Annotated in this window: 28 protein-coding genes; 4 read left to right on the forward strand and 24 right to left on the reverse strand. The window is 50.9% G+C overall.

Translation table 11 applies throughout. From position 1 onward, the window contains the following. Positions 1-143: 143 nt before the first annotated feature. Complete coding sequence (ldtC, locus tag HEN33_RS09520; protein WP_176263680.1) at positions 144-1,106, forward strand: L,D-transpeptidase LdtC; 963 nt, start codon at positions 144-146, stop codon at positions 1,104-1,106. 82 nt (positions 1,107-1,188) lie between these two features. Here the strand turns inward: ldtC and bhsA are convergent, their stop codons facing one another. Continuing rightward, positions 1,189-1,446, reverse strand: a complete 258-nt coding sequence (gene bhsA, locus HEN33_RS09525) for a multiple stress resistance protein BhsA (protein WP_000800153.1) — start codon at positions 1,444-1,446, stop codon at positions 1,189-1,191. 240 nt (positions 1,447-1,686) lie between these two features. Here bhsA and comR point away from each other — a divergent pair, with 240 nt between their 5' ends. Continuing rightward, positions 1,687-2,319, forward strand: a complete 633-nt coding sequence (comR, locus tag HEN33_RS09530; RefSeq protein WP_001356845.1) for a TetR family copper-responsive transcriptional repressor ComR — start codon at positions 1,687-1,689, stop codon at positions 2,317-2,319. Positions 2,320-2,381: 62 nt separating this feature from the next. Here comR and HEN33_RS09535 read toward each other — a convergent pair whose 3' ends face one another. From HEN33_RS09535 to hinT, 8 genes are all read right to left on the reverse strand, one after another. Continuing rightward, positions 2,382-2,921 (reverse strand): glycine zipper 2TM domain-containing protein, encoded by a 540-nt coding sequence (locus HEN33_RS09535; RefSeq protein ID WP_001043462.1) that lies wholly within the window; start codon positions 2,919-2,921, stop codon positions 2,382-2,384. A gap of 226 nt (positions 2,922-3,147) precedes the next feature. After that, positions 3,148-4,452, reverse strand: coding sequence for an NADH-quinone dehydrogenase (ndh, locus tag HEN33_RS09540; protein ID WP_000211045.1), 1,305 nt, complete (start codon positions 4,450-4,452; stop codon positions 3,148-3,150). Between the two features lie 405 nt (positions 4,453-4,857). Next, positions 4,858-5,400 (reverse strand): alpha/beta hydrolase YcfP, encoded by a 543-nt coding sequence (gene ycfP, locus HEN33_RS09545; RefSeq protein ID WP_000587933.1) that lies wholly within the window; start codon positions 5,398-5,400, stop codon positions 4,858-4,860. Between the two features lie 22 nt (positions 5,401-5,422). After that, on the reverse strand, positions 5,423-6,448 hold the full coding sequence (gene nagZ, locus HEN33_RS09550; RefSeq protein WP_176263412.1) for a beta-N-acetylhexosaminidase: 1,026 nt from the start codon (positions 6,446-6,448) through the stop codon (positions 5,423-5,425). A 10-nt stretch (positions 6,449-6,458) separates the two neighbouring features. Continuing rightward, positions 6,459-7,283, reverse strand: a complete 825-nt coding sequence (gene thiK, locus HEN33_RS09555; protein WP_176263413.1) for a thiamine kinase — start codon at positions 7,281-7,283, stop codon at positions 6,459-6,461. Beyond that, positions 7,264-7,905 carry a penicillin-binding protein activator LpoB gene (gene lpoB / locus HEN33_RS09560; protein ID WP_000594311.1) on the reverse strand — a complete coding sequence of 214 codons (642 nt, stop codon included), beginning with the start codon at positions 7,903-7,905 and terminating at the stop codon, positions 7,264-7,266. The genes thiK and lpoB overlap by 20 nt, the downstream gene beginning before the upstream one ends. A gap of 13 nt (positions 7,906-7,918) precedes the next feature. Beyond that, complete coding sequence (locus HEN33_RS09565) at positions 7,919-8,296, reverse strand: YcfL family protein (protein WP_001225291.1); 378 nt, start codon at positions 8,294-8,296, stop codon at positions 7,919-7,921. A 2-nt stretch (positions 8,297-8,298) separates the two neighbouring features. Continuing rightward, positions 8,299-8,658 carry a purine nucleoside phosphoramidase gene (gene hinT / locus HEN33_RS09570; RefSeq protein WP_000807125.1) on the reverse strand — a complete coding sequence of 120 codons (360 nt, stop codon included), beginning with the start codon at positions 8,656-8,658 and terminating at the stop codon, positions 8,299-8,301. 333 nt (positions 8,659-8,991) lie between these two features. Between hinT and fhuE the strand changes: the two genes are divergently transcribed. Continuing rightward, positions 8,992-11,181, forward strand: a complete 2,190-nt coding sequence (gene fhuE / locus HEN33_RS09575; protein ID WP_039021670.1) for a ferric-rhodotorulic acid/ferric-coprogen receptor FhuE — start codon at positions 8,992-8,994, stop codon at positions 11,179-11,181. Between the two features lie 59 nt (positions 11,182-11,240). On the opposite strand, the gene ptsG is transcribed toward fhuE, so the two are convergent. The 14 genes from ptsG to yceD all read right to left on the reverse strand — a co-directional run bounded on the left by ptsG (position 11,241) and on the right by yceD (position 23,748). Continuing rightward, positions 11,241-12,674 carry a PTS glucose transporter subunit IIBC gene (gene ptsG, locus HEN33_RS09580; RefSeq protein ID WP_000475716.1) on the reverse strand — a complete coding sequence of 478 codons (1,434 nt, stop codon included), beginning with the start codon at positions 12,672-12,674 and terminating at the stop codon, positions 11,241-11,243. A 293-nt stretch (positions 12,675-12,967) separates the two neighbouring features. Continuing rightward, complete coding sequence (locus HEN33_RS09585; RefSeq protein ID WP_000480245.1) at positions 12,968-13,765, reverse strand: metal-dependent hydrolase; 798 nt, start codon at positions 13,763-13,765, stop codon at positions 12,968-12,970. Positions 13,766-13,775: 10 nt separating this feature from the next. After that, a complete protein-coding gene (holB, locus tag HEN33_RS09590; RefSeq protein WP_001267966.1) occupies positions 13,776-14,780 on the reverse strand; it encodes a DNA polymerase III subunit delta' in 1,005 nt (334 codons plus the stop codon). Beyond that, a complete protein-coding gene (gene tmk / locus HEN33_RS09595; RefSeq protein WP_176263414.1) occupies positions 14,777-15,418 on the reverse strand; it encodes a dTMP kinase in 642 nt (213 codons plus the stop codon). The genes holB and tmk overlap by 4 nt, the downstream gene beginning before the upstream one ends. Further along, positions 15,408-16,430, reverse strand: a complete 1,023-nt coding sequence (gene yceG, locus HEN33_RS09600; RefSeq protein ID WP_000756841.1) for a cell division protein YceG — start codon at positions 16,428-16,430, stop codon at positions 15,408-15,410. The genes tmk and yceG overlap by 11 nt, the downstream gene beginning before the upstream one ends. Before the next feature lie 2 nt (positions 16,431-16,432). Further along, positions 16,433-17,242 carry an aminodeoxychorismate lyase gene (pabC, locus tag HEN33_RS09605; RefSeq protein WP_000478667.1) on the reverse strand — a complete coding sequence of 270 codons (810 nt, stop codon included), beginning with the start codon at positions 17,240-17,242 and terminating at the stop codon, positions 16,433-16,435. A 119-nt stretch (positions 17,243-17,361) separates the two neighbouring features. Next, on the reverse strand, positions 17,362-18,603 hold the full coding sequence (gene fabF / locus HEN33_RS09610; protein WP_000044678.1) for a beta-ketoacyl-ACP synthase II: 1,242 nt from the start codon (positions 18,601-18,603) through the stop codon (positions 17,362-17,364). Between the two features lie 87 nt (positions 18,604-18,690). Further along, on the reverse strand, positions 18,691-18,927 hold the full coding sequence (acpP, locus tag HEN33_RS09615; RefSeq protein ID WP_000103754.1) for an acyl carrier protein: 237 nt from the start codon (positions 18,925-18,927) through the stop codon (positions 18,691-18,693). Positions 18,928-19,137: 210 nt separating this feature from the next. Next, positions 19,138-19,872, reverse strand: a complete 735-nt coding sequence (gene fabG / locus HEN33_RS09620) for a 3-oxoacyl-ACP reductase FabG (protein ID WP_001008535.1) — start codon at positions 19,870-19,872, stop codon at positions 19,138-19,140. Positions 19,873-19,884: 12 nt separating this feature from the next. Continuing rightward, positions 19,885-20,814 (reverse strand): ACP S-malonyltransferase, encoded by a 930-nt coding sequence (gene fabD, locus HEN33_RS09625; protein ID WP_176263415.1) that lies wholly within the window; start codon positions 20,812-20,814, stop codon positions 19,885-19,887. 15 nt (positions 20,815-20,829) lie between these two features. Beyond that, entirely contained in the window at positions 20,830-21,783 is a 954-nt protein-coding gene (gene fabH, locus HEN33_RS09630) for a beta-ketoacyl-ACP synthase III (RefSeq protein WP_000288127.1), read from the reverse strand. A gap of 67 nt (positions 21,784-21,850) precedes the next feature. After that, positions 21,851-22,921, reverse strand: a complete 1,071-nt coding sequence (gene plsX, locus HEN33_RS09635) for a phosphate acyltransferase PlsX (protein ID WP_000197578.1) — start codon at positions 22,919-22,921, stop codon at positions 21,851-21,853. An 80-nt stretch (positions 22,922-23,001) separates the two neighbouring features. Next, positions 23,002-23,175 carry a 50S ribosomal protein L32 gene (rpmF, locus tag HEN33_RS09640; protein ID WP_000290727.1) on the reverse strand — a complete coding sequence of 58 codons (174 nt, stop codon included), beginning with the start codon at positions 23,173-23,175 and terminating at the stop codon, positions 23,002-23,004. Positions 23,176-23,226: 51 nt separating this feature from the next. Next, entirely contained in the window at positions 23,227-23,748 is a 522-nt protein-coding gene (gene yceD, locus HEN33_RS09645; protein WP_001174481.1) for a 23S rRNA accumulation protein YceD, read from the reverse strand. 198 nt (positions 23,749-23,946) lie between these two features. Here yceD and yceF point away from each other — a divergent pair, with 198 nt between their 5' ends. Continuing rightward, positions 23,947-24,531 carry a 7-methyl-GTP pyrophosphatase gene (gene yceF, locus HEN33_RS09650; RefSeq protein WP_001125202.1) on the forward strand — a complete coding sequence of 195 codons (585 nt, stop codon included), beginning with the start codon at positions 23,947-23,949 and terminating at the stop codon, positions 24,529-24,531. Between the two features lie 111 nt (positions 24,532-24,642). Here the strand turns inward: yceF and rluC are convergent, their stop codons facing one another. Continuing rightward, the gene (rluC, locus tag HEN33_RS09655) at positions 24,643-25,602 is read right to left on the reverse strand and encodes a 23S rRNA pseudouridine(955/2504/2580) synthase RluC (RefSeq protein ID WP_000846343.1); all 960 of its coding nucleotides are present in this window, start codon (positions 25,600-25,602) and stop codon (positions 24,643-24,645) included. Positions 25,603-26,129 lie beyond the last annotated feature (527 nt).

The following is a 26,129-nucleotide window of genomic DNA, read 5'->3' on the forward strand; positions in this document are numbered from 1 at the left end:
TGGTAAATCGGGGGCGTTTCTGCGCCCCCATCTGCAACATTTACAAATTATTTGCACTTCCCTGCACTATCCGACACTGTCACCATCCATAATTCAGGCTTATCTGTTTATTACAATAACCTTATATTTATTATGGATTTTTGGTGATGATCAAAACGCGTTTTTCTCGCTGGCTAACGTTTTTTACGTTCGCCGCTGCCGTGGCGCTGGCGCTACCGGTAAAAGCCAACACCTGGCCGCTGCCAACAGCAGGCAGTCGTCTGGTTGGCGAAAACAAATTTCATGTGGTGGAAAATGACGGTGGTTCTCTGGAAGCCATCGCCAAAAAATATAATGTCGGCTTTCTCGCTCTGTTACAGGCTAACCCCGGCGTTGATCCTTACGTGCCGCGCGCGGGTAGCGTGTTAACGATCCCGTTGCAAACCCTACTTCCAGATGCGCCGCGCGAAGGCATTGTGATCAATATTGCGGAACTGCGTCTCTATTACTACCCGCCGGGTAAAAATTCGGTAACCGTGTATCCCATCGGCATTGGTCAGTTGGGTGGTGACACGCTGACACCGACAATGGTGACCACCGTTTCTGACAAGCGTGCAAACCCAACCTGGACGCCAACGGCAAACATTCGCGCGCGGTATAAGGCACAGGGAATTGAGTTGCCTGCGGTAGTTCCGGCTGGACCGGATAACCCAATGGGCCATCATGCGATTCGTCTGGCGGCCTATGGCGGTGTTTATTTGCTTCACGGTACGAACGCCGATTTCGGCATTGGCATGCGGGTAAGTTCTGGCTGTATTCGTCTGCGGGATGACGATATCAAAACACTCTTTAGCCAGGTCACCCCAGGTACCAAAGTGAATATCATCAACACCCCGATTAAAGTCTCTGCCGAACCAAACGGTGCGCGTCTGGTTGAAGTACATCAACCGCTGTCAGAGAAGATTGATGACGATCCGCAGCTGCTGCCAATTACACTGAATAGCGCAATGCAATCATTTAAAGATGCAGCGCAAACTGACGCTGAAGTGATGCAGCATGTGATGGATGTCCGTTCCGGGATGCCGGTGGATGTCCGCCGTCATCAAGTGAGCCCACAAACTTTGTAAATCCTGGATAAAAAAATCCCCGCGACACGGCATGTCGCGGGGAAAAAAATCAGCAGTAGCAGGCATTAATGAGGGTTAATGCTTATTTATAAATTACTGCTGTTCCATGGAGGGTATTCGGACCGGTTACAGAAGTAATACGGAAAGATTTTGCGCCCATCTCATCCGCTTTTTGCGCCAGCTGCTCTTCCAGCGATCCCAGATTTGTCCCCGCGTTAGCACTGATAGTACCGACTTTTTGTTGGCCTTCTGGCGTTGACTGAACTTCGACAGCCGCAAAGCTGGCAAATGACATTGAGCTTAAAATCGCCGCAGCGATGAGGGTTTTTACGTTTTTCATAATAGTGGCCTTATGCAGATGAATGACGTCGCAAGCAATTACTTAACGATCGATAACTAAATGATAGATGTGATCTGGATCACATACAAGATATTTTTTATAACAATCATTAATTAATTTAAAAATCTTTAAATTTCAGTTAAATAGAAAACAATTATTTTTATGGTTTGTGGACTGGTGAACGGAGGTGATTATTTTTATAATAACCTTTCATTCACAGTCACCAGGTACAACGGCATCATGGCAACTGACTCAACACAATGTGTAAAAAAAAGCCGTGGCCGCCCAAAAGTGTTCGACAGGGATGCCGCGCTTGATAAGGCCATGAAATTGTTCTGGCAGCACGGTTATGAAGCGACTTCTCTTGCGGACCTCGTCGAAGCGACCGGAGCCAAAGCGCCCACGCTATACGCGGAATTTACCAACAAAGAGGGGTTATTCCGCGCCGTACTCGACCGCTATATCGATCGTTTTGCCGCTAAGCATGAAGCACAGCTGTTTTGTGAAGAGAAAAGCGTGGAGTCTGCGCTGGCTGACTATTTTGCTGCCATCGCCAACTGCTTTACCAGCAAAGACACCCCGGCTGGCTGCTTTATGATCAACAACTGCACCACCCTCTCCCCGGATTCCGGAGATATCGCCAATACGCTGAAATCACGCCATGCGATGCAAGAGCGCACTTTGCAGCAATTTTTATGTCAACGACAAGCGCGCGGGGAAATCCCGACCCACTGTGATGTGACGCATCTTGCTGAATTCCTTAATTGTATTATTCAGGGGATGTCGATCAGCGCACGCGAAGGTGCATCGCTGGAAAAACTGATGCAGATTGCCCGAACGACTTTGCGTTTATGGCCCGAACTGGTGAAATAAGGCGCAAAAAAAAGCCCCTCAGCCTGAGCGAATGGGGGGCTAAATTGCAGAATACAGCCTTGTTATACTTTGTTATTCAAAATCAGTTGCCCGTTGCCATCTAACGGGATCTGCGTACCCGGATCGCGGTCCATGCGGATTTTGCCCTGCTGATCGCCAATCTTATAGGTCACATCATAACCGAGCATTTTTTCTGACTTGTCATACACCGTTTTACAACGCTGTTGCGTAGTCGTGTAAGTATCGCTTTCCTGGAGAGAGCCCTGGATCTGGTTACCGGCATAGCCACCTCCCAGCGCCCCCACAACAGTGGCGACATCTTTACCGCGACCACCGCCAAACTGATGCCCTATCACGCCGCCAGCAACAGCGCCGAGCACTGACCCGGTAATGCGATTTTCATCCTGCACCGGTCGACGATGGGTCACTGTGACGTTGCGACACTCCTGACGCGGTGTTTTAACCGTTTCCTTGATTGGGGTTGCAGAAACAACCTGAGCGTATTGCGGGCCACGTTCAAACACGTTCAGACTGGCCACTGCCGCTACGCCCAACGCAGCTGCGACACCAATCCCCATACCCGCCAACATTGATTTATTCACGGGAACACCTCCTTCTTTGCTGTTATGCCAATCATGCAAGTGAAGGAGAAAAGCAGCTATCAGACAGAAGATGAAAAGCGCGGGAATGGCTGGAAATACTTAGGGATTCGGAGGAGTCTGAAGGAATGCCTGTTGCGACGCTTAACGCGTCTTATCAGGCCTACCGCTCGTACCATTTGTCCAGGGCGGATAAGGCGTTTACGCCGCATCCGCCAGTACAAGCCGATTAATGCAACTTCAAACGTGGACGGATAACGCGGTTAATACTCCCCACCAGCATCATTAATCCGGTTTTAAAGTAACCATGCAGCGCAATCTGATGCATTCTGTATAGCGAGATGTATACAAAGCGCGCAATTCGCCCTTCAATCATCATTGAGCCGCGCGTCAGGTTACCCATCAGGCTACCGACGGTGGAGAAGTTCGACAGCGATACCAGAGAACCGTGATCTTTATACTGATAATTTTTCAGCGGCTTACCGTTCATCTGCGCCAGAATGTTGTTCATTGCGCAGGTTGCCATCTGGTGTGCGGCCTGCGCACGCGGCGGAACAAAGCCCCCTTCCGGACGCGGGCATGACGCGCAGTCGCCAATAGCGTATATGTCTGGATCGCGAGTGGTTTGCAGCGTCGGTTCCACCACCAGCTGGTTGATACGGTTGGTTTCAAGACCACCGATATCTTTCAGGAAGTCTGGCGCTTTGATCCCGGCTGCCCACACCATCAGATCAGCCTCAATATATTCGCCATCTTTAGTGTGCAGGCCGCCTTCATCAGCACTGGTGACCATGGTTTGCGTCAGCACGCGAACGCCAAGTTTCGTTAACTCATTGTGGGCCGCAGCAGAAATACGTGGCGGCAACGCAGGCAAAATACGTTCGCCCGCTTCTACCAGCGTTACGTTCAGGGCTTCGTTGGTCAGACCTTTATAACCGTAGCTGTGCAGTTGCTTGACCGCGTTGTGCAATTCTGCGGAGAGTTCTACACCCGTCGCGCCGCCGCCGACAATCGCAATGTTCACTTTACCATTCGCGCCCAGGTTGGCGGAGTATTTCAGGAACAGATTCAGCATCTCCTGGTGGAAACGACGCGCCTGATGCGGGTTATCGAGGAAAATGCAGTTCTCTTTGACTCCTGGCGTATTGAAATCGTTAGAGGTGCTGCCCAACGCCATTACCAAGGTGTCATAGGCGATTTTACGTTCCGGAACCAGCAGTTCTCCTTTCTCGTCGCGCAGTTCTGCAATAGTGATTGTTTTCGCTTCACGATCAATATCAATGACGGAACCCAGCTGGAACTGGAAACCATGATTGCGCGCATGGGCCAGATAGCTCAACGCATCGACGCCTTCATCAAGCGAGCCAGTCGCCACTTCGTGCAACAGCGGTTTCCACAAGTGGCTGTGGTTACGATCGACCAGCGTAATTTTGGCTTTTTTCTTGCGTCCCAGCTTATGTCCCAGCTGTGTCGCCATTTCCAGCCCACCAGCACCGCCGCCGACAATCACAATTTTTTTCAATGGCGTAGTCAACGTGACCCCCTTAAATTTATTAACCAATTGTTAACTAATAGTTATTAACATAGCTCTTAATTAACAACAGGTTACAGCAATGAAAATGTTCTTCGTTATTGAGAATAACATGAATGGTGCATTGGTCATACCAAAATTGATGTTAATCAAGTTTTGTTGCTGAAAAGATAGGCTGATTTGCCGGATGAGATCAAAAAATACAGCTTATTGTTTATTATTTAAACGAGCCCAGGAGGGTGAGACGTATATGGAGGGCGTTTGGTTGGCCTGATAAGACGCGAACGGCGTCGCATCAGGCACATTGCCAGTGTCGGATGTGGCGTGAACGCCTTATCCGATCTACAGAATCTACAGAATCTGGAACGCATCAGGTATCAGCAAGGTTACCTGATGCGACGAGGGCATTTAACCGAGGGTTTTGAACGCTTTAATGCGCTGCAAATGCGGGGAGATATTCTTGAATTTGTGCGTCTGCTCTTCGTCCCAGACAATCTCGTAATAATGATGCAACTCTTCAGATGTCCGCTGGCTATTAAGCGCTTCATCGTTACGCGACAAAATCACCAGACAACGATCGCGATTCTTCTCGCGGAAGTTGGTCACACACTTAGTGGCAATATCGGCATACTCTTCCGGGCGATCAATCTTGCCTTCCATGTTCTCATAAGGGAACAAATTAGGGTTGAAGATCACCTGGCGGATATCGCAAAGAAAACCAATCCGTTCCGCCCAGTATCCGCCCAGACCAACGCCGCAAATCAGCGGACGCTCGTCGACGTTCAGTTGCAACATTTTGTCCACTTCTTTGAGCAGATGCTGCATATCATGTTTCGGATGCCGCGTACTGTAGCTTATCAAGCGTACATCCGGGTCAATAAACTGCAATTGTAAGACTTTCTCGTGGTTACCCGGACTGTTAGAGTCAAAACCGTGTAAATAGATAATCATCGCTTCCTCACATAAGCCAGGGTTAGTGACCTGCTTTCTCTTCCTGCCAGCGTTCATGTAACTGATTCAGACGGGCGCTGATCTCTTTCCAGCGAGCCGAGTCCATCAGTTCCTGTCGCGAAAATGAACCTTTATGATACAAACGTGTAACACGTTCTGCCTTGATCGGTGACAGATTATCTAACACGCTGACGGCCCCTTTACGATTATTGCAGACCAGGATCATATCGCAACCCGCGTCCAGTGATGCCTGCCCGCGTTCGGCATAACTGCCCATAATCGCGGCTCCTTCCATCGATAAATCGTCGGAGAAAATCACGCCATCAAAACCCAGTTCCTGACGCAAAACGGTTTTCAGCCAATAGGGAGAACCGCTCGCAGGACGCGGATCGACATCACTGTAGATCACATGCGCAGGCATAATGGCGTCGAGTTTATTTTCACGGATTAATGCGCTGAATACCGACATATCCTTGGCACGAATTTCCGCTTGTGGACGAGGGTCACGCGGCGTCTCTTTGTGTGAGTCTGCCGTTACCGCACCATGCCCAGGGAAGTGTTTACCGGTGGTTTTCATTCCGGCTTCATGCATGCCATCAATAAAGCGGCTGGCCATTGCCAGGGCTTTTTCGGGATCGGCATGATAAGAACGCTCGCCAATCGCCGCGCTTGTGTGCCCGACGTCCAGCACTGGCGCAAAGCTGATATCAATATCCATAGCAATCATTTCGCAGGCCATGAGCCAACCGGCCTCTTGCGCCAGTTTTCCGCCTTCTTCCATTCCCAACAGCGCAGCAAATGATTGTGCCGCTGGCAAGCGGGTAAAACCTTCACGAAAACGCTGCACACGCCCACCTTCCTGATCCACCGCCACCACCAGATGATTGCGCGAAGCTGCACGGATCTGGCGCACCAGTTCGCGTAACTGGGCAGGATCGTGATAGTTACGCGTAAAGAGAATCAGCCCTCCTACCAGCGGATGCGCCAATATTTCACGCTCTTCCGCGTCCAGTTCGTAACCTTCAACATCCAACATTACTGGACCCACACTGCTCTCCTTATTGTTTTATTGATAGCTGCCGCCAGGTATCATCGGCAAGCCTGATAAATTGTTGATCGCCGGTTTGTCGCCAGCGGTACTCAAACCACCCAGCTTTGAGCATCAGCAGCCAGGGAAACCATCGCCTGACCTGATGCCATAATTGCGCCGGATTAATCTTCGCGCGCGCGGCATAGTCATTAACCAATCGCCGATGCTGGTCAGTATTTTCCACCCACACCGCCGCCAGTTCCAGCGCGATATCACCATCTCCGGCATACTCCCAGTCGATGAGTTTTAACCCTGACGCGCTATGCACTAAATTTCCGGCGTGGACATCCATATGCAATGGACTTAAGCGTAAAGGCCGTGGTTCCCGCGCTTTGCGCAGACGTTTTAACCTTCGCAGCCAACCCACTGTCCGCCGCGCCGGATCGCTTTGCTGCCAGTACAGTTCCAGTAAAGGCAACAGCGTTATTTGCCAGCCAAAACGCGGTTGTTGATGTAGATAATACAGCAAGCCTGCCAGTTCGTTGGTATCCGGCAAATACGTTTTTACCTCGCCGGGCAGATAGTCGACCACCATCCAGTCACGGAGATATAAATGCGGCTTCGGTACAATGCATGCGGGTAGTTGTGATAAAGCCCGATACTGGCGCAAGAACGCGAACCGCGGCGCATCAGGATCGTGCGGCTGACGCACAACAAAACGCTGGCCCTGATGTTCAATGAGAAAACTCCCGCCACTAAGCCCACTATTAAACGTCGTGACGGGATGAAATTGCGGGAAAAAGCGCGACAACAATTCGTCGCGCGTGATGGGATTATTGCTGCGAAACGGCACCTTTACCTGACCAGATAATTTCGCCCGTCTGCACCAGCATTAGCTGCATTTGCAGGGTCGGAGCGTTGACATTGCCAGAGGCGCTGGAGTACAGCACGTAATGAGCGCCCACGTTGCGGGCAATGCCTATGGCTTTACTACGGGTGCCTAAACTGTCCTGCGGCGACAAACCTAACTGTTGCTTAGCCATCGACAGTTGCTGGGCGGAAACCAGGGTAAATTTACCGTTATTAGCCAGTGCATTGCGCAGCGTTTCGGTCGCTTCTGCGGCATTCAGCGAACCGTTAGTACGGTTGTTAACACTATCAACCAGCAGGACGCTACCCGCAGTCACACCGTCAGCCCCAAGCATTTTACTGACCATCGGCTGCATTGCGCCATTCCAGTCATAATGGCGAATATGCGGCGCAGGCGGTGCGGTTTGATCTTCATGCTCAATTGGCCCTGGCTGCTGCGGGATCGTCGGCACCGATGGCACCGTGGGCACAGGCTGTTGTGGCTCGGCAGGTTGTTCCGGCGCTGGTTTCACTTCTTCTACCGGTGCAGGTTCACGTTGCCCCACACACCCGGCGAGAAACATCGCCAGCGCGGCAATCAAAGCGTAGCGACTCATTTTTATCATCAAGATTCACCCCTTACAAATATAGATAAAGTCTGACTTTGTGCGCCCCCAGAAAATTGGCGCTGCCGTATAGCGTTACCGCCGAATGTGCGGGAATGGTAACGCTGCGTGGCCTTTCCAGAGGATGCATCTCCAGCCCTCTGGCGTCATACCAGTAAAAACGATAATGAACGGTAACGGGTTCTTGCCTTTCGTTATAAAGCGTTGAGGATGCTGAAGGTTGAATATCAGACGTCGAAAGGACGGGCTTTTCTGCACTGATGCCCGCAGCCAATAAAGATGACTCCATCACCAGCGATTGCTCATCATTCACCGGAATTTCCGGATGTGAACGACAGCCCACCAGCACTAACAACGCCAGAGACACCAGCCCAAAGCATCCTTTTCTCATCGTTACAGACCTTTATGCGCCAGCATTGGTCCCAGCGGACGGCCACCCAACAAGTGCATATGGATGTGATACACCTCTTGTCCGCCATGGCGATTGGTGTTCATGATCAGACGATAGCCATCTTCGGCAATACCTTCTTGCTCAGCAATTTTTGCCGCTACGGTGATCATGCGTCCCAGCGCCTGCTCATGCTCAGCAGACACGTCGTTCACAGTCGGAATGAGGATATTTGGAATGATCAGAATATGCGTTGGCGCTTGCGGCGAAATATCGCGAAACGCCGTTACCAGATCATCCTGGTAGACGATATCGGAGGGGATCTCACGACGAATAATTTTGCTGAATATAGTTTCTTCTGCCACGACATTTTCCTTTTTCAAATAGCCATGCGTTGCGCCATGCTACGCCGCGCCACACTGCGAGTATAGAGTATGGTCGAGTTAAACCTGCTCTTTCAACCTTAACTCACGATTTCTTAAGCAAAAAATCGTTTTGCTGCCGTATATATCGCCATTATTCCCATTTCTGCCTGCGAATGCGCTGAAAAGACATTCTCTGTTTGGTTTACACGTCAAATATGAATGCGTATATTTCTCATTTGCATTTACATGCAAAATTATTCGCACACTAAATATAACCGCTCATCATCCTCCTCCGGCATGAGCCTGACGACAACATAAACCAAGAGATTTCAAATGCTTTCAACACAATTTAACAGGGATAATCAACATCAAACCACCTCCAAACCGTCACTACTTGCCGGTTGCATAGCACTGGCACTCTTACCTTCCGCCGCTTTTGCTGCACCAGCCACTGAAGAAACGGTGATTGTTGAGGGTTCCGCCACTACTCCAGTTGATGACGAAAATGATTACAGCGTAACGTCTACCTCTGCGGGTACCAAAATGCAGATGACTCAACGTGATATTCCTCAGTCGGTCACTATTGTTAGCCAGCAGCGGATGGAAGATCAGCAGTTGCAAACGCTGGGCGAAGTGATGGAAAACACGCTGGGGATCAGCAAAAGTCAGGCGGATTCCGATCGTGCTCTTTATTATTCCCGCGGATTCCAGATCGATAACTATATGGTTGATGGTATCCCCACCTATTTTGAATCGCGCTGGAATCTGGGCGACGCACTTTCTGATATGGCACTGTTTGAACGCGTAGAAGTAGTGCGTGGCGCGACAGGACTCATGACCGGTACGGGTAATCCATCTGCGGCAATTAATATGGTTCGAAAACACGCGACCAGTCGTGAATTTAAAGGCGATGTCTCGGCAGAATACGGTAGCTGGAACAAAGAACGGTATGTGGCGGATTTACAAAGTCCACTCACCGAAGATGGTAAAATCCGCGCGCGAATTGTCGGCGGCTACCAGAATAACGACTCATGGCTGGACCGCTACAACAGTGAAAAGACCTTCTTCTCCGGCATTGTCGATGCTGATTTAGGCGATCTTACGACGCTTTCAGCAGGTTACGAATATCAGCGCATTGATGTTAATAGCCCAACCTGGGGCGGTTTACCGCGCTGGAATACTGATGGCAGCAGCAACAGTTACGATCGCGCACGCAGTACCGCACCTGACTGGGCGTACAACGATAAAGAGATCAACAAGGTCTTTATGACCCTGAAGCAGCGGTTTGCTGATACCTGGCAAGCGACACTGAATGCCACCCACTCCGAAGTCGAATTTGACAGCAAAATGATGTATGTCGATGCCTATGTAAACAAAGCGGATGGTATGCTGGTTGGGCCATACAGTAATTATGGACCTGGCTTTGATTATGTCGGCGGCACCGGTTGGAACAGCGGCAAACGTAAAGTTGATGCGCTGGATTTGTTCGCTGACGGTAGTTATGAATTGTTTGGTCGTCAGCACAATCTAATGTTTGGTGGCAGTTACAGCAAACAAAACAATCGTTACTTCAGTTCATGGGCCAACATCTTCCCGGATGAAATTGGCAGTTTCTACAACTTTAATGGCAATTTCCCACAAACCGACTGGTCACCACAGAGTCTGGCGCAGGACGATACCACACATATGAAATCGTTATATGCTGCCACTCGTGTCACCCTTGCCGATCCGCTGCATCTGATCCTCGGCGCACGTTATACCAACTGGCGGGTTGATACGCTGACTTACAGCATGGAGAAAAACCACACCACGCCTTATGCTGGTCTGGTGTTTGACATTAATGACAACTGGTCGACCTACGCCAGCTATACCTCTATTTTCCAGCCGCAAAATGATCGTGACAGTTCAGGCAAATATCTGGCTCCAATCACCGGTAACAACTACGAGCTGGGTCTGAAATCGGACTGGATGAATAGCCGTCTGACCACCACGTTAGCCATCTTCCGTATTGAGCAGGATAATGTCGCTCAGTCCACCGGTACACCTATCCCCGGCAGCAACGGCGAAACCGCCTATAAAGCGGTGGATGGGACAGTCAGTAAAGGTGTGGAATTTGAACTCAACGGCGCAATTACCGACAACTGGCAGCTGACGTTTGGCGCAACGCGCTATATTGCAGAAGATAACGAAGGAAACGCCGTTAATCCTAATCTGCCACGCACCACGGTTAAAATGTTCACCAGCTATCGGTTGCCTGTCATGCCAGAGTTGACGGTCGGCGGTGGTGTTAACTGGCAAAATCGCGTGTATACCGACACCGTGACACCATATGGCACCTTCCGCGCCGAGCAAGGTAGCTACGCGCTGGTGGATCTCTTCACCCGCTACCAGGTGACGAAAAACTTCTCGTTACAGGGGAACGTCAATAACCTGTTCGACAAAACCTACGATACCAACGTGGAAGGTTCTATCGTCTACGGCGCACCGCGTAATTTCAGCATTACCGGCACGTATCAATTCTGAATAACACCTGTAAAAAAGGCAGCCATCTGGCTGCCTTAGTCTCCCCAACGTCTTACGGATTAGTGGTTACGGATGTACTCATCCATCTCGGTTTTCAGGTTATCGGATTTAGTACCGAAAATCGCCTGAACACCAGAGCCAGCAACCACTACGCCCGCTGCGCCCAGTTTCTTCAGGCCAGCCTGATCCACTTTAGACACATCAGCAACGCTGACGCGCAGACGGGTAATACATGCGTCGAGGTTAGTGATGTTTTCTTTACCACCAAACGCAGCAACCAGAGCCGGTGCCATTTCGCTGGTACCTGTCGCTTTTGCATCATCAGTCGCGTCTTCACGACCCGGCGTTTTCAGATCCAGTGCTTTAATCAGCACGCGGAAGATGGTGTAGTAAACAATTGCATAACCGATACCGACGATCGGGAACAGCCACAGTTTGCTGCTGTTACCAGACAGAACGATGAAGTCGATCAGACCGTGCGAGAACGACGTACCGTCACGCATCCCCAGAAGAATACAGATAGGGAATGCCAGGCCTGCCAGAATCGCGTGGATGATGTACAGGATCGGCGCAACGAACATGAAGGAGAACTCGATCGGCTCGGTGATACCGGTCAGGAACGAGGTCAGCGCCGCGGAGATCATGATACCGCCCACTTTCGCGCGGTTTTCCGGTTTAGCAGAGTGCCAGATAGCAATTGCGGCAGCTGGCAGACCGTACATTTTGAACAGGAAGCCGCCAGACAGTTTACCCGCAGTCGGGTCACCCGCCATATAACGCGGAATGTCGCCGTGGAAAACCTGACCTGCAGCGTTGGTGTATTCACCAATCTGCATCTGGAAAGGTACGTTCCAGATGTGGTGCAGACCAAACGGTACCAGGCAACGTTCGATGAAACCGTAAATGCCAAACGCAACTACCGGGTTCTGGTAAGCAGCCCACTGAGAGAAGGTCTGGATTGCAGAACCAATAGGCGGCCAAATGAAGGACAGCACAACGCCAGTAAAGATGGCAGCCAGGCCGGAAATGATCGGCACAAAGCGTTTACCGGCAAAGAAGCCAAGATACTCAGGCAGCTTAATACGGTAGAAACGGTTAAACATGTACGCTGCGATCGCACCGGAGATGATCCCCCCGAGTACGCCAGTATCCGCCAGGTGTTTAGAGGCGATTTCTTCAGCAGGTAAATGCAGTACCAGTGGCGCAACCACGGCCATGGTTTTAACCATGATGCCATAGGCAACAACTGCGGCCAGCGCGGATACGCCATCGTTGTTGGTAAAGCCGAGGGCGACACCGATCGCAAAAATCAGTGGCATGTTTGCAAAGACGGAACCGCCTGCTTCTGCCATAACATGCGATACAACGGCGGGCAGCCAGCTGAAATTCGCGGAACCGACGCCCAGCAGAATACCTGCGATAGGCAGTACGGATACCGGCAGCATCAGCGATTTACCGACCTTTTGCAGGTTAGCAAATGCATTCTTAAACATAATTGAGAGTGCTCCTGAGTATGGGTGCTTTTTTACGTTCTCACGCGTGGCAAGGGGGGAGAGCCTCGCCGTGTACAGGGCATCTAAGCGCCCTTTATTTATTACACAGAGTAAAATAATTCAGTGCCGATTTGTTTGACGGCTATCACGTTTCAACTTCAGATCATTGGAGAAGTTGCACATTTTGACAAAACATATGTCACAATATTTCAAACGTGGTTATTCACCGCCCAATTTTCGGCGGTGAACTTTACTCGTTTTAGCCATTAATTACGAGCTTTAAAAAAACTCATTCAACGGATGGATTGAAGGCGGGAAGCGTCGATGTGAAACAGACGGGCGAAGTTATCGGTGGTTACCTGCGCCAGTTCTTCAACGGCAACACCTTTCAACACAGCCATGTATTCTGCAACGTCACGAACCATCGCAGGTTGATTCTCTTTTCCTCGATGCGGAACCGGTGCAAGGTAAGGTGAGTCAGTTTCTACCAGTAACCGATCGAGGGGGACATAACGCGCGGCATCGCGCAGTTGCTCCGCATTACGGAAGGTCACAATGCCGGAAAAGGAGATGTAAAATCCGAGATCCAGTAATTTACCCGCCGTTTCTCTGTCCTCTGTAAAACAGTGTAGTACGCCACCGCAATCCGTCACTTTTTCTTCGCGCAGAATTGCCAGCGTATCGGCGCGGGCGTCACGGGTGTGGACGATAACCGGCTTGTTCAGTTCACGACCAATCTGGATATGATGGATGAAGGACTCTTGCTGCCGTACTTTAGTTTCCGGCGTGTAATAATAATCCAACCCGGTTTCACCCAGCGCAACAACGCCCTCTTCTGCCGCCAGACGGCGTAAATCTTCTACATCGTAGGGATCATTCTGGTTGAGTGGATGCACGCCACAAGAAAATACGACGTTGTCACGTTCGCCTACCAGATCCCGCATGTGTAAATAACCCGGTAATGTTGTGGCGACTGCCAGACAAAATTTCACATCGCGTGCGGCGGCTTTCGCCAGAACGTCATCCACGTCCTTATGCAAAGATTCATAATCCAGACCATCGAGATGGCAGTGTGAGTCGACTAAAAACATGATGTTTCTCTTAAAGATGAGGAACCGGTAGCACAACGCCCGGTTGCAGGTAATGCTCAATACGCAGTAAAAGATCGGTGATGAGAAGCTCGCGGTTAATACCTGTGACAGACATTAACTGTTCACGAATGTGGCAAACATCCCCCAGTATAGCCTGTAGACGCGAGGGAGAAAGATGGTTTGCCAGTTCGACGACCAGGCCCGGCACATCAACATTGGTAACCTGCGCAGCGCCATGATGGCGTTTTAGCGCATCCATCAGCAACGTTGCCAGCCAGTGTAAACGCGCCGGAGCTTGTTCATGATTAAGGGCCGCTAGCAGCGAATACCAGTCGCCCGATTGCACGCTATATGCCAGCGCCTGACACAATGTTTCACGAGCCTGCCAGATATCTCCCTGAAACAACGCCAGTGCCGCACCAGGCGAACCGGCGCTTAAGCGCAATGCGGCAAGTAATGCATCCTGTGACATTGTCACTTCGCGTGAAAGCCAGGTCACGGCGTACTGTTCCGGCGGCGGCGCAAGGTAATGTAACCGACAACGACTACGTAATGTTGCCAGTAAACGTTCAGGCTCGCGGGTAGCAAGGAAAAACCAGGTTTCTGCTGGCGGCTCTTCAAGCGTTTTCAGCAATGCGTTAGCCGCGGCGTCAGTCAGTAAGGCAGCATCGGTTACCCAGACAACTTTCGCACCACCTAAGCGTGCGTGCTCATTTAACTTTTCGGTGACTTCACGTACCGCATCAATGCCCAGCGCATTTTTCCCTTTTTCGGGAGCCAGGGTGTAATAATCGGGATGCGTGCCAGCCTGCATCAACTGACATCCACGACAGTGACCGCAACTTTTGTGGCCCTGCGGTTGTTGGCAGAGTAAATAACGGCTCAGGGCGTAGATTAAAGCATCCTCGCCCATACCCGGTAACGCCTGAATGAGTAGCGCATGGTGACCTCTTCCGGCCTGATAGCTGGCTACCAGTTTTTCGAAATCAGGTCGTAACCATGGATACCATCTCATGCGTTCTGCTCCTTAACCCAATTGGTCACGGTAGTGCGGATTGCATCCATCACGGACTCCAGCGGCTGGGTGGCATCAATGGTATGAATGCTTTTATCTTGTGCTGCCAGTTCCAGATAGCGGGCGCGGGTGCGATTAAAGAAATCGAAAGACTCTTGCTCAATACGATCCAGCTCGCCGCGCGCACGCGCGCGTTTTAAGCCAACTTCCGGGGTAACATCGAGATAGAGCGTTAAGTCGGGGCGAAAATCCCCGAGAACAGCATCACGCAGTGTTGCCAGCATATGTTGGTCAATACCACGTCCACCGCCCTGATACGCCTGAGTGGAGAGATCGTGGCGGTCGCCAATCACCCAGGTGCCGTTAGTCAGCGCAGGTTTGATGACCGTTTCTACCAGTTGAACGCGCGCGGCATAAAACATCAGAACTTCGGCTTTATCGGTAATGACTTCATCGCCTACCGATTTGATATCCAGCACCAGGCTTCTTAACTTTTCGGCAAGTTGCGTACCGCCAGGTTCCCGAGTGAAAACCATGTCGCGGATACCCAGTTGCTCGAGCGTCTCAACCACCACGTTACGCGCGGTAGTTTTGCCTGCGCCTTCCAGCCCCTCAATGACGATATACTTACTGCGCATTTTTTTCCTTAAGCACTTTCAGATAATCCTGCACAGACTTGTTATGACTGGCAAGATTGGTATTAAACGTGTGACCACCTTTACCATCGGCCACAAAATAGAGATACGGCGTTTTTGCCGGATGCGCAGCAGCCTTCAGCGAATCCGCCCCCGGCGTCGCTATCGCACCTGGCGGCAAACCGGTAATGGTATAGGTGTTATACGCTGTCGGCGTTTCCAGGTCTGCACGAGAAAGTTTGCCATTATAACGCTCTCCCATCCCGTAAATCACGGTCGGGTCGGTCTGCAGGCGCATACCAATGCGTAAACGGTTGATAAATACCGAGGCAACCTGATCGCGTTCGCTGGAAACGGCGGTTTCTTTTTCGATAATTGATGCCATCGTCACCAACTGGTTTTTATCTTTATAAGGCAGACCGTCCGCACGCCCTTCCCAGGCGCTATCGACCGCTTTCACCATTTTCTTGTGCGCTCGCTTGAGTAACGCGACATCGGTGGTATTGGCGGTATACATCCAGGTGTCTGGCCAGAACCAACCTTCAATCCACTCCGGGTTTTCCAGTTCAAGTGCCTGCGCTACGGTGGCGTACTTATCGTCGCTCAGCGTGTGTTTGATATACGGGGCCTCACGCAATTGCTTGAGGTAATCGCTCAAACGCATCCCTTCTACCAGTCGCAGAGGGAACTGTGCTTCTTTACCGCTTTCCAGCAATTTCAGCATCTCACGTACGGTCATCTGCGGTGTAAAGCGGTAAGTCCCGGCTTTAAAGTGAGAAAGATCCGGTTCGATACGCAGCAGCCATTGAAAAACCCGTGGGCGATTGATGATCTTATCGGCGTAAAGCTGTTCACCGAGCGCCAGACGTCCGGTCCCTGGCTTCAGGGTAAATATCGTCTCTTCTTTGATAAGCAATTTGCTGTCGGCAAGATGGCGAACCTTCCAGACGCCCACACCAGCGGCGATACCCAGTACCACCAGCAATAACAAGATAATCAATAACACTTTTTTCATGACTAATTCGGGCGCTCACAAAGTGGGGCTAAATATTCATATAACGTTGCTGACGAAAAGGAGACATCGCCACAGGCACGTACGGGCATCACTGGCATTAACGCATTACAAATAACCATCTCATCTGCCTGCAACGCCTCTTCCAGAGTGGCTTGCACTTCGACAAGCTGATAAGAGGATTGTGCCAGTAAACGGATACAGAATTGTCGCATAATGCCGTTAACACCTGCCTGCTCCAGTCGCGGCGTATAAACTACATTGCCCTTCCGCCAGAACAAATTAGCCGCACAGCATTCCGTAACCCACCCTTCGCTGTCAAGGACCAACGCCTCATCGGCATTTGTCTGCTCAAGATGAGAGCGAATCAATACTTGTTCAAGCCGATTAAGATGTTTAATACCTGCAAGATGAGGATTGCGCCCCAGCCGCACCGGGCTTAGCGCCAACATCATCCCCTCGTTACGCAAACGATCGTAATGTGCAGGATAAGCCGTAACGGAGAGAATCCGCGTTGCCGGTCCGCTGTTCAATGTGCTGTACCCTCGCCCGCCACTACCGCGACTGATCACGACCTTCAGCACACCATTCTGCTGTTCTGCTGCCAGCGTTTTCATCTCTTGTTCAAGCTGAGGCCAGAAGTCACAGGAAATCATCAACCGCTGGCAAGCATCCTGTAGTCGCTGGATATGTGCCGATAACAAACTGACTTTACCGTCGATAACTCTGGCGGTGGTGAAACAACCATCGCCAAACTGCGTAGCCCGATCGCTTGCTGCCAGCGATTCCTGTTTATGACCGTTAATTAAGAACATACCAACTCCTTACCAGAGAATTGTTAGTGTGGCAGCATGTTCACTACGGAACAAGTCGGAATAAAAGCTAAGAAAAAAGGCCCGCAAGCGGACCTTTTATAAGGGTGGGAAATGACAACTTAGATCTTTTTAAAGATCAAAGAACCATTAGTACCACCGAAGCCGAAGGAGTTACACAGCGTGTATTCCATTCCGCTAACCTGACGCGCTTCGTGCGGTACGAAATCCAGATCGCAACCTTCATCCGGATTATCCAGGTTGATGGTTGGCGGAACAGCCTGATCGCGCAGTGCCAGGATGGAGTAGATAGACTCTACTGCACCCGCCGCACCTAACAGGTGACCGGTCATAGATTTCGTGGAGCTCACCAACACACGGCTGGCAGCTTCACCGAAGATGCTTTTAACAGCCTGCGCTTCAGCTTTATCGCCAGCCGGTGTAGAAGTACCGTGCGCGTTAACGTAGCCAATCTGACTCGCTTCAATGCCTGCATCACGCAGAGCATTTGCCATTGCCAGAGCTGCGCCTGCGCCGTTTTCTGGCGGTGACGTCATATGGTAAGCATCGCTGCTCATACCAAAGCCAACGAGTTCAGCGTAAATTTTCGCCCCGCGTTTTTTCGCGTGTTCGTACTCTTCCAGTACCAGCATACCGGCACCATCGCCCAGTACGAAACCATCGCGCTCTTTATCCCACGGGCGGCTCGCCGCTTGCGGGTTATCATTGCGGGTAGATAATGCACGTGCCGCGCCAAAACCACCAACGCCCAGCGGCGTACTGGCTTTCTCTGCGCCACCTGCAACCATCACGTCAGCATCGCCATACGCGATAATACGCGCAGCATGACCGATGTTGTGCACGCCAGAAGTACAGGCGGTCGCGATAGAGATGCTTGGGCCACGCAGGCCATACATGATAGTCAGATGACCTGCCACCATGTTCACAATCGTTGACGGAACGAAGAATGGGCTGATCTTACGTGGGCCACCATTCATCAGAGATGTGTGGTTTTCTTCAATCAGTCCGAGGCCGCCAATCCCGGAGCCAATTGCGGCACCAATACGGGTTGCGTTCTCTTCCGTTATTTCAAGGCCAGAATCCTGCATGGCCTGAACGCCAGCGACAATTCCATATTGAATGAAGGCATCCATCTTGCGCTGTTCTTTGCGCGAGATAATGTCCTCACAGTTAAAATCCTTTACTAAGCCAGCAAATTTCGTTGCATAGGCGCTAGTATCGAAATGGTCGATTAGGCTGATGCCACTCTGACCGGCAAGCAGAGCTTTCCAGGTAGACTCTACGGTATTGCCGACAGGAGACAACATGCCCAGTCCGGTCACAACTACACGACGCTTAGACACGTTTGTCCTCCAGGGAGGGAAAAAATGATTCTAGTGGGACAAAAAGATAAAACTCAGGCGGTCGAACGACCGCCTGGAGATGTTCACTTACGCCTGGTGGCCGTTGATGTAATCAATGGCAGCCTGAACGGTGGTGATTTTCTCAGCTTCTTCGTCCGGAATCTCAGTATCAAACTCTTCTTCCAGAGCCATTACCAGCTCAACGGTGTCAAGAGAATCCGCGCCCAGGTCTTCAACGAAAGAAGCATTGTTGGTAACTTCTTCCTGCTTAACGCCCAGCTGTTCGCCGATAATTTTCTTAACGCGTTCTTCGATAGTGCTCATACTCTTAAATTTCCTATCAAAACTCGCTTTCGCGATGGTTTTCGTAGTGTATAAAATGTTGAAAAATTTGCAACTAAATCCCGGCAGGTCTTACCACGATTTTACGTTATTTTGAGGCCTTACCCCCCAATAACGCAAATCATTTTGCACTAATTATTACTCATAACCACGCAGACTGCGCGCAACATGAGCATTTTGTGCAAATCGCGGTCAGACCATGTACATCCCGCCGTTCACATGCAAAGTTTCACCCGTGATGTAAGCTGCTTCGTCGGATGCCAGGAATGCAACCGCGTTGGCGATTTCCTGTGCACCGCCGAGGCGACCCGCAGGAACCTGCGCCAGGATACCCGCACGCTGGTCATCGCTCAGCGCACGTGTCATGTCCGTTTCAATAAAGCCCGGAGCAACAACGTTTACAGTAATACCGCGTGACGCAACTTCGCGCGCCAGTGATTTACTGAAGCCGATCAAGCCCGCTTTCGCCGCAGCGTAGTTGGCCTGACCGCCATTTCCCATGGTACCAACCACAGAACCGATAGTGATAATACGACCATGACGCTTTTTCATCATAGCGCGCATTACCGCTTTTGACAGACGGAAAACAGATGAAAGGTTAGTTTCGATAATATCGTTCCACTCTTCATCTTTCATTCGCATTAACAGGTTATCACGAGTGATACCGGCATTATTGACCAGGATATCCACTTCACCAAATTCTGCGCGAATTTTTTCCAGAACAGATTCGATAGATGCTGGATCGGTCACATTCAACATCAGACCTTTACCGTTAGCACCTAAATAATCGCTGATCGCCTGAGCGCCGTTTTCACTGGTCGCAGTGCCAATAACTTTCGCGCCACGGGCTGCGAGCGTTTCAGCAATTGCGCGGCCAATTCCGCGGCTTGCACCGGTTACCAGTGCGATTTTTCCTTCAAAATTCATGATTTTCCTCTTTTAAAGCTCGAGCGCCGCTGCCATCGCTGAAGGTTCGTTCAGCGCCGAGGCGGTCAGGGTGTCGACAATGCGTTTCGTCAGGCCAGTAAGCACTTTGCCCGGGCCGACTTCATAGAGATGTTCTACGCCTTGCGCTGCCATGTATTCAACAGACTTCGTCCACTGAAGCGGGTTATACAACTGACGTACCAGTGCGTCACGGATGGCATCACCATTGGTTTCGCATTTCACATCAACGTTATTCACAACAGGAACTGTTGGTGCGTTAAAGGTGATTTTCGCTAATTCTACTGCCAGTTTGTCGGCTGCCGGTTTCATCAGCGCACAGTGAGACGGTACGCTCACTGGCAACGGCAGCGCGCGTTTTGCGCCTGCAGCTTTACAGGCAGCTCCAGCACGCTCAACGGCTTCTTTATGTCCCGCAATTACCACCTGGCCTGGAGAGTTGAAGTTTACCGGAGAAACCACCTGACCTTCTGCAGCTTCTTCACACGCTTTCGCAATAGACGCATCATCCAGACCGATGATTGCCGCCATAGCGCCCGTTCCTTCCGGTACGGCTTCTTGCATGAACTTACCGCGCATCTCAACCAGACGCACCGCATCAGCGAAATCAATCACACCAGCGCAAACCAGCGCAGAGTATTCCCCGAGGCTGTGACCGGCCATCATCGCTGGTGCTTTACCGCCCTGCTGCTGCCATACGCGGTACAGCGCAACTGATGCAGTCAACAGCGCTGGCTGAGTTTGCCAGGTTTTATTAAGTTCTTCGGCTGGCCCCTGCTGAGTCAGCGCCCACAGGTCATAACCCAGCGCCGCAGAAGCTTCAGCAAACGTTTCTTCGACAATGGGATAGCTCGCCGCCATATCAGCCAGCATTCCAACGGTTTGAGAACCCTGTCCAGGGAACACAAATGCAAATTGCGTCATGTTTTAATCCTTATCCTAGAAACGAACCAGCGCGGAGCCCCAGGTGAATCCACCGCCAAAGGCTTCAAGCAGAACCAACTGCCCCGGCTTAATGCGCCCGTCACGTACAGCTTCATCCAGCGCGCACGGGACAGAGGCTGCAGAGGTATTACCGTGGCGATCCAGCGTCACCACGACATTGTCCATCGACATGCCGAGTTTTTTCGCCGTTGCACTGATAATACGCAGGTTAGCCTGATGCGGCACCAGCCAGTCCAGTTGAGAACGGTCAAGATTATTCGCCGCCAGCGTCTCATCAACGATGTGCGCCAGTTCCGTTACCGCAACCTTGAAGACTTCGTTGCCCGCCATCGTCAGATGAATTGAATTCTCTGGATTCACACGGTCAGCATTAGGCAGCGTCAGCAATTCACCATAGCTACCATCGGCGTGCAGATGGGTAGAGATGATTCCCGGCTCTTCAGAGGCAGCCAACACCGCAGCGCCCGCGCCATCGCCAAAAATAATAATAGTCCCGCGATCTGTTGGATCACAGGTGCGCGCCAGTACATCGGAACCGACGACCAGAGCATACTTCACCGCCCCAGATTTCACGTATTGATCGGCTACGCTTAACGCGTAGGTGAAACCTGCGCAAGCTGCTGCAACGTCAAATGCCGGGCAACCTTTAATACCCAACATGCTTTGAATCTGACATGCTGCGCTCGGGAAAGCGTGCGTAGCAGAAGTCGTTGCCACAACGATCAGGCCAATCTGGTCTTTATCAATGCCCGCCATCTCAATTGCGCGTGTCGCCGCTTCAAAGCCCATGGTTGAAACGGTTTCGTTTGGTGCAGCAATGTGGCGTTCGCGGATGCCGGTACGAGTGACAATCCACTCGTCAGAGGTATCCACCATTTTTTCCAAATCGGCGTTTGTCCGCACTTGTTCGGGCAGATAGCTGCCAGTACCAATAATCTTCGTATACATGTACGCTCAGTCACTTTTCGGTTATATACCGTCACTTGCAAACTGCGAGTTCGCTGGCAGCGTCCTGCTACCGCAGAGTTCCGCTTTTGCCACCGTCCAGCAGCTCAAAACCAGCTGGGTATACAGATTCCAGGCGAGCGGCAATTCGCTGAGGAACTTGTCGCTGCACCGCCTGCACTGCCTGTTCAATCGCGACCGCAAAAGCTCGCTGATTGGCCGCACCATGACTTTTTATCACCGTGCCGCGCAATCCTAACAGACAGGCGCCGTTATACTGGTCGGGGTTGAGGTGACTGAATCGCCTCGTCAGGCTCTTTTGTAGCCAACGCTTTAATAACAGTAGCCACCACGACCGTTTTTTCCCTTCACCCTGAGATTTCAGCAGAGAAAGGAACATCCTGACAACACCTTCCATCGTCTTTAATGTGACATTTCCTGTAAAGCCGTCACAAACCAGCACATCTGTCTTGCCAGTTAACAACTCATTGGCTTCAAGATAGCCGATATAATTGATAGAAGGGATTGTTTTAAGCACCGCTGAGGCATCCCGAATACTGTCGAGACCCTTTACTTCTTCTTCACCAATATTGAGCAACGCCACGCGAGGATTGGGAATTTCCACCACCTCTTCAGCCAGAACTGAGCCCATAATGGCAAATTGCACCAACATTGTACTGTCACAATCGACGTTGGCCCCTAAATCGAGGACCACCGTTTTGCCCTTTTGCTGATGCGGTAATACCGTCACCAGCGCCGGACGCTCAATCCCCTCCAGGGGCTTGAGTAATAATTTTGCCAGCCCCATCAGCGCCCCGGTATTACCAGCACTGACACAGGCTTGCGCTCGACCTTCTTTCACCAGCTCCAGGGCCACGCGCATTGAACTCCCACGACTGGCGCGGATAGCTTGCGAAGGCCGGGCATCACTGGCGATAACTGACTGCGCAGGAATAATCTGCAGACGCGAACGTTGTTCAAAGTCAGCTTTAGCAAGTAATGGCGTGATGGCGTCGGGATTGCCGACTAAAAGAAGAGTGAGTTGCGAATTAGAATTCAGTGCCTGCAATGCTGCAGGCACTGTCACGGAAGGGCCAAAATCCCCTCCCATGACATCTAACGCCAGGGTTAGACGTGTCAAGGTATCGTCGCCGCCCGGTTTGGTCTTTCCCCAGTTGCCTGGGGAAAATCCTCACTAAGCTTCATCACGCAGACGCGTGATTACTTAGCGATGACCTTGCGGCCGCGGTAGTAACCGTCGGCAGTGATGTGGTGACGCAGGTGTTTTTCACCAGAAGTTTTGTCTACAGACAGGCTGGTGACTGCGGTCAGCGCGTCATGGGAACGACGCATGCCACGTTTGGAACGGGTTGGTTTATTCTGTTGTACGGCCATGGACCTTACTCCTCAATTACGGTTTATCCCCGATCCAACGGGGAGCACCAATTACTTACGCTTTAAGCTGGCTAATACGGCAAATGGGTTTGGCTTTTGCGCTTCTTCAGGCAGTTCACCAAAGACCATGTCCGCTTCGGACACTTCACAGTGTTCAGAATCATGCACCGGAACTACCGGCAAGGCGAGGATGATTTCATCTTCAACCATTGCAAGCAGATCGATTTCACCGAATTCGTTAACCTCAATCGGTTCATACGCTTCCGGCAGTGCTTCAGCCTGTTCGTCTGAACGCACAGGACTAAAACAATACGTTGTGTAGACCTGATGAGTAAACGGCTTCCCGCAACGCTGACACTCGAGCGTTACCGTCACCTTCGCATCGCCGTTTAACACTGCGAGACGTTGGTTATCGATAGCGAACGACATGGAGCATTCCACATCACTGTCCACACTGACTACGGATTCGGCGACGCGCTCAACCTGATCAGGGGTATAGATACCCTGGTAATCAAGGCGTTTTTGAGCCGTACGAACCGGATCGAGAGTCAGGGGTAATTTTACCTTTTGCATAGGGCGCGCATATTAACTTTGTAACGTCATAGAGTCAAAGAAAAAGGCAGCCTGTGGTTGCCTTTTGCCAATAATTCGCACACATTGCGGGTTACTGCTTTATTTTCGTTCAGTGCTGATAACGAACATCAACCTGCAAAACGAAGCGCATAGTTTAAAATGGCTATCATCAATACGCTATATCTGTTGGAAAAAAATATGCCTAAACTTATTTTAGCCTCCACCTCGCCCTGGCGTCGCGCTCTTCTGGAAAAACTGCAAATCTCTTTTGAATGTGCAGCACCCGAGGTCGACGAAACCCCACGCAGTGACGAATCACCGCGACAGTTGGTGCTTCGACTGGCGCAGGAAAAAGCGCAATCTCTGGCGTCACGTTATCCGGATCATTTAATTATTGGTTCAGACCAGGTATGTGTTCTTGATGGCGAAATCACCGGTAAACCGTTAACGGAAGAAAATGCCCGTCTGCAATTACGCAAAGCCAGCGGCAATATCGTCACCTTCTATACTGGACTGGCGTTGTTTAATTCGGCGAATGGGCATCTGCAAACAGAAGTGGAGCCTTTTGACGTCCATTTCCGTCACCTGAGCGAGGCGGAGATTGATAATTACGTGCGTAAGGAGCATCCCCTGCACTGCGCGGGTAGCTTTAAGAGTGAAGGATTTGGCATTACGCTGTTTGAGCGTTTAGAAGGGCGTGACCCTAACACGCTGGTTGGTTTACCGCTAATCGCGCTGTGTCAGATGTTACGTCGGGAAGGGAAAAATCCGCTGATGGGATAGTTTTTTACGCCGGATGCAGGTATGTCGCATCCGGCAATCGGTGCTGGCGGCCTGATGCGGCGTAAACGCCTTATCAGGCCAACCGCCCATTATCAGGTTTATATGCTTGTATTAGCGCGCGTTACGCAGCTTTTGCAAACAACGCTTCAAACCTTCATCCATCGGCGCTTCGATACGCATCACCTCACCGGTTCCCGGATGGGTAAACTTCAACGCTGCGGCGTGCAGGAACAGACGATTTAATCCCGTGCCTGCTTCAGTGAGCTGTCTATCAAATTCACGGTCACCGTAGCGATCGTCAAAGGCAATCGGATGACCCGCATACTGTGTATGCACACGGATCTGATGAGTACGCCCAGTTACCGGGCTACAACGCACCAGGGTGGCAAATGCATAGCGTTCTTCCACTTTAAAGCGTGTTTCCGACGGTTTACCTTCCTGACTCACACGCACGATACGTTCGCCGCTTTGCAGAATATTTTTCAGCAACGGCGCTTGTACGCTCTTCACATGCGACTGCCACTGACCGCGCACCAGCGCCAGGTAATCTTTTTGCATCCCTTTTTCACGTAATTGCTCATGCAGAGAACGCAACGCCGAGCGTTTTTTCGCTACCAGCAACACACCGGAAGTGTCCCGGTCGAGACGATGTACCAGTTCAAGGAACCGCGCTTCCGGGCGCAACGCCCGTAAACCTTCGATAACGCCAAAGCTTAAACCACTGCCGCCATGTACTGCCGTACCGGAAGGTTTATTCAGCACCAGGATATGGTCATCTTCATATAAGATGACGTCCGCCAGCGCCGCCACCTTTTGCAGATGTGGCGAAACCGCCTCCTCTTCACGTTCAGCAACGCGAACCGGTGGAATACGCACCTCATCACCTGCTTCGAGTTTATATTCAGGCTTAATACGTTTTTTGTTCACCCGCACTTCGCCTTTACGCAAAATACGGTAAATCATACTTTTAGGTACGCCTTTCAATTGGGTACGCAAAAAGTTGTCGATACGTTGCCCCGCTTCGTCCGCGGTGATAGCAACAATTTTTACGGATGGAGTCTCTGTTTTCATGGTGGGCGATTCTAATTAGCCAACAGGATTCGCGCCACTCATTTTTCTATGCTTATATTTAGTTTTGCACCTTATTACTTCACTACGTCATCACTTTATTGATGGTTATTAAACCAATCACCATTAAGAAGTGAAAAAACTGTGAGTAAGCGGGTGATAAATGGTAAAAGTCATCTTGCTATAACAAGGCTTGCAGTGGAATAATGAGAACGTTTCCGTGTCCATCCTTGTTAAAACAAGAAATTTTACGGAATAACCCATTTTGCCCGACCGATCATCCACGCAGCAATGGCGTAAGACGTATTGATCTTTCAGGCAGTTAGCGGGCTGCGGGTTGCAGTCCTTACCGGTAGATGGAAATATTTCTGGAGAGTAATACCCAGTCTGTTTCTTTGATAATTGCGCTGTTTTTCCGCATGAAAAACGGGCAACCGACACTCTGCGCCTCTTTGAGCTGACGATAACCGTGAGGTTGGCGACGCGACTAGACACGAGGCCATCGGTTCACACCCGGAAAGGCGTTACTT

This window comes from Escherichia sp. 94.0001 (assembly GCF_013369155.2).
GTDB lineage: Bacteria > Pseudomonadota > Gammaproteobacteria > Enterobacterales > Enterobacteriaceae > Escherichia > Escherichia coli_F.

Bases quoted from the DNA above. Each gene is read 5' to 3' on its own strand.
- bhsA (WP_000800153.1), bottom strand. From the start codon at position 1,446: ATGAAAAACGTAAAAACCCTCATCGCTGCGGCGATTTTAAGCTCAATG.
- comR (WP_001356845.1), top strand. From the start codon at position 1,687: ATGGCAACTGACTCAACACAATGTGTAAAAAAAAGCCGTGGCCGCCCA.
- ycfP (WP_000587933.1), bottom strand. From the start codon at position 5,400: ATGATTATCTATTTACACGGTTTTGACTCTAACAGTCCGGGTAACCAC.
- lpoB (WP_000594311.1), bottom strand. From the start codon at position 7,905: ATGATAAAAATGAGTCGCTACGCTTTGATTGCCGCGCTGGCGATGTTT.
- HEN33_RS09565 (WP_001225291.1), bottom strand. From the start codon at position 8,296: ATGAGAAAAGGATGCTTTGGGCTGGTGTCTCTGGCGTTGTTAGTGCTG.
- fhuE (WP_039021670.1), top strand. From the start codon at position 8,992: ATGCTTTCAACACAATTTAACAGGGATAATCAACATCAAACCACCTCC.
- ptsG (WP_000475716.1), bottom strand. From the start codon at position 12,674: ATGTTTAAGAATGCATTTGCTAACCTGCAAAAGGTCGGTAAATCGCTG.
- HEN33_RS09585 (WP_000480245.1), bottom strand. From the start codon at position 13,765: ATGTTTTTAGTCGACTCACACTGCCATCTCGATGGTCTGGATTATGAA.
- holB (WP_001267966.1), bottom strand. From the start codon at position 14,780: ATGAGATGGTATCCATGGTTACGACCTGATTTCGAAAAACTGGTAGCC.
- tmk (WP_176263414.1), bottom strand. From the start codon at position 15,418: ATGCGCAGTAAGTATATCGTCATTGAGGGGCTGGAAGGCGCAGGCAAA.
- yceG (WP_000756841.1), bottom strand. From the start codon at position 16,430: ATGAAAAAAGTGTTATTGATTATCTTGTTATTGCTGGTGGTACTGGGT.
- pabC (WP_000478667.1), bottom strand. From the start codon at position 17,242: ATGTTCTTAATTAACGGTCATAAACAGGAATCGCTGGCAGCAAGCGAT.
- acpP (WP_000103754.1), bottom strand. From the start codon at position 18,927: ATGAGCACTATCGAAGAACGCGTTAAGAAAATTATCGGCGAACAGCTG.
- fabG (WP_001008535.1), bottom strand. From the start codon at position 19,872: ATGAATTTTGAAGGAAAAATCGCACTGGTAACCGGTGCAAGCCGCGGA.
- fabD (WP_176263415.1), bottom strand. From the start codon at position 20,814: ATGACGCAATTTGCATTTGTGTTCCCTGGACAGGGTTCTCAAACCGTT.
- fabH (WP_000288127.1), bottom strand. From the start codon at position 21,783: ATGTATACGAAGATTATTGGTACTGGCAGCTATCTGCCCGAACAAGTG.
- rpmF (WP_000290727.1), bottom strand. From the start codon at position 23,175: ATGGCCGTACAACAGAATAAACCAACCCGTTCCAAACGTGGCATGCGT.
- yceD (WP_001174481.1), bottom strand. From the start codon at position 23,748: ATGCAAAAGGTAAAATTACCCCTGACTCTCGATCCGGTTCGTACGGCT.
- yceF (WP_001125202.1), top strand. From the start codon at position 23,947: ATGCCTAAACTTATTTTAGCCTCCACCTCGCCCTGGCGTCGCGCTCTT.
- rluC (WP_000846343.1), bottom strand. From the start codon at position 25,602: ATGAAAACAGAGACTCCATCCGTAAAAATTGTTGCTATCACCGCGGAC.